At 68.7% G+C, this 2,763-nt stretch carries 1 protein-coding gene; it reads right to left on the bottom strand.

Annotated features, from left to right (window positions below):
• On the bottom strand, window positions 1–2,763 hold a 2,763-nt coding region (locus tag D7X55_RS38145; protein ID WP_147470384.1), incomplete at both ends, for a condensation domain-containing protein.

The raw sequence follows: 2,763 nt of genomic DNA, 5'->3' as shown, positions 1-2,763 counted from the left end.
GCTCCGCCGTCAGGTCCGCGCGGTTGAGGTAACCCCACGCGAGCCCTTCGCCGCCCACGTACAGCTCTCCGGGCACGCCCACTCCGGCCACGTCCCCATTCGCGTCCAGCACGTACGCCGTGGAGTTTCCAATCGGCTTGCCGATGGACACCGCGCCATCGAGCTCCGTCCGGCCCGTCAGCGTGTTCGTGGTGGAGAACGTCGTGTTCTCCGTGGGGCCGTACGCGTTCACCAGCACCGCGCCTTCCGGCAGCCGAGTTAGGTGCTCCCGCGCACGCTGGAGCGGCATCACGTCACCGCCCGTCAGCACCTGCGCCACGCCCGCCAGGGCCTCCGGCTGGTGCAGCGCCATCTGCTCATACAGTGCGGTCGTCAGCCACAGCGTGCTGATGCGCTCCTGCTTCACCAGCGCGCCCAGTTCCTCCATCGCCAGCGCGTGCGGCGGCGCCAGCACCAGCTTCGCTCCGTGCAGCAGCGCGCCCCAGAGTTCCAACGTCGACGCGTCGAAGGCCACCGGCGCCAGTTGCAGCCAGACTTCCCGCGGCCCGAAGCGCATGAAGTCGTTGCCCACCACCAGCCGAGTGATGCCTCGGTGCGGCACGCTCACGCCCTTCGGCCGGCCCGTGCTCCCCGACGTGAACATCACGTAGGCCAGGTCTTCCCCGCTCACCTCCACGCGGAGGGCGGTCCGTGGCTGATGGGCGACTTCGCTCCCCATCGCATCCAGTGTCAGCAGTGTGCCCGCGCTTACCGGCAGTCTCTGCGCCAGCGACTGCTGCGTCAGCGTCACCTCCACGCCCGCATCCCCTAGTAGCAGCGCGATTCGCTCCGCCGGGTAGTTGCGGTCCACCGGCACATACGTGCCTCCGGACTTGAGGATGGCCAGCAACCCGGCCACCATCTCGAACGAGCGCTCCACGAACACGCCCACCCGCGTGCCTCGCTTCACGCCCAGGCTTCGCAGGTGGTGCGCCAGCTGGTTCGCCTTCGCGTCCAGCTCCCCGTACGTCAGCGTGGCGCCCCCTTCCGCGAGCTTCAGCGCCACCGCGTCCGGCGTCCGGCTCGCTTGCGCTTCGAAGCGTGCGTGCACCGCTACGTCGCGGGGATACGGCGTGGCTGTCGGGTTCCACGTCGTCAGCACTTGCTGGCGCTCCGCCTCCGTCAGCAGCGGCAACCGGCGCACTGCCACTTCCGGCTTCGCCACCACGCCTTCCAGCAGCACCCGCAGGTGCTCCACCATCCGGCGCACCGTCGCGGCTTCGAACAGGTCGGTGCTGTACTCCACCGCTCCGCTCAGCCCCTGCGGCGTCTCCGTGAAGAAGAGGCTCACGTCGAACTTCGACGTACGAAGCTCCAGTTCCTGCGGCTTCATCGTCAGCCCAGGGAGTCGTGCCTCTCCGTCAGGCGTGTTCTGCAACGCCAGCATCGACTGGAAGAGCGGCGTGTGGCTGCGGCTGCGCTCCGGCTGAAGCGCCTCCACCAGCTTCTCGAAGGGCACGTTTTGGTGCTCGTAGGCCTCCAGCACCGTGCCCCTCACCTGCTTCAGCAACTCACGGAAGGACGCCTCTCCGTCCACGTGGGCTCGCAGCACCAGCGTGTTGACGAAGAAGCCAATGAGCCCTTCCAGCTCCGCGCGCGTGCGGCCCGCGATAGGCGAACCCACGCTGATGTCCGTCTGGCCGCTGTAGCGCGACAGCAGCACCTGCCATCCGGCCAGCAGCACCATGTACAGCGACGCGCCTTCATCCCGAGCCAGCGACTTCAACTGCTGCTCCAGCGATGACGGCAAGGTGAACGGATGGACCGCGCCTGCGTTGCCTCGCACCGCCGGACGCGGCCGGTCCGTGGGCAGCTCCAGTACCGGCGGCGCCCCGGTGAGCTTCTTCCTCCAGAAGTCCACTTCCCTCTGGAGCGTCTCCCCCTGCAACCAGCTTCGCTGCCACGCCGCGTATCCCGCGTACTGCAACGACAGCTCCGGCAGCGGCGACGGACGGCCCTCCGTGAAGGCGGCGTACAGCGCGCCCATTTCGCGGATCAGCACGCCCAGGGACCAGCCGTCGGACACGATGTGGTGCATCGTGACGAGCAACACGTGCTCGGCGCTCCCCAGCCGCAACAGGTTCGCGCGGATGAGCGGCCCCTGGTTCAGGTCGAAGGGCTCCGCCAGCTCCACCCCGAGCCGACGCCGGACCTCCTGCTCCCGCTGCTCGCTTCCGAGCGCCCGCAGGTCGAGCTGCACCATCGAAAGGCGTGGTTCGGCGTGGATGCGCTGCGCGGGTTGCCCTTCGTGCAGCTCGAACGTGGTGCGCAGGGATTCGTGACGGCGCACCACCTCACGCAGGGCTCCTTCCAGGGCTGCCACGTCCAGCTCTCCGTCCAGGCGCACCGCGACAGGGACGTTGTAGAGCGAGCTGCTTGGCTCCAACTGGTCGATGAACCACAGGCGCTGCTGCGCGAACGACAGAGGGGCGGGCCCACCGAGCGCAGTGGGATTCAGCGTCGTGTGCAGCTGGCGCGGTGCTGTTTTCAGCCGCTCGGCCAGGGTCTCCAACACGGGGGCCTCGAACAGGACCCGCAGCGCGAGCTCCACGCCCAGCTCCGCGCGGATCCGCGACACCACCTGCGTCGCCAGCAGTGAGTGTCCGCCCAGGGAGAAGAAGTTGTCCTTCACGCCCACCCGGGGCACTCGCAGGACCTCCTCCCAGATGGCCGCCAGCTTGCGCTCCGCCTCCGTGCGAGGTGGCTCGTAGGCCGTCCCTGATT

Origin of the sequence: Corallococcus sp. AB049A (assembly GCF_003668885.1) — a bacterium.
Taxonomy (GTDB): domain Bacteria; phylum Myxococcota; class Myxococcia; order Myxococcales; family Myxococcaceae; genus Corallococcus; species Corallococcus interemptor.
The sequence above is the reverse complement of the archived record's forward strand: the minus strand, read 5'-3'. Positions and strand labels throughout refer to the sequence as shown.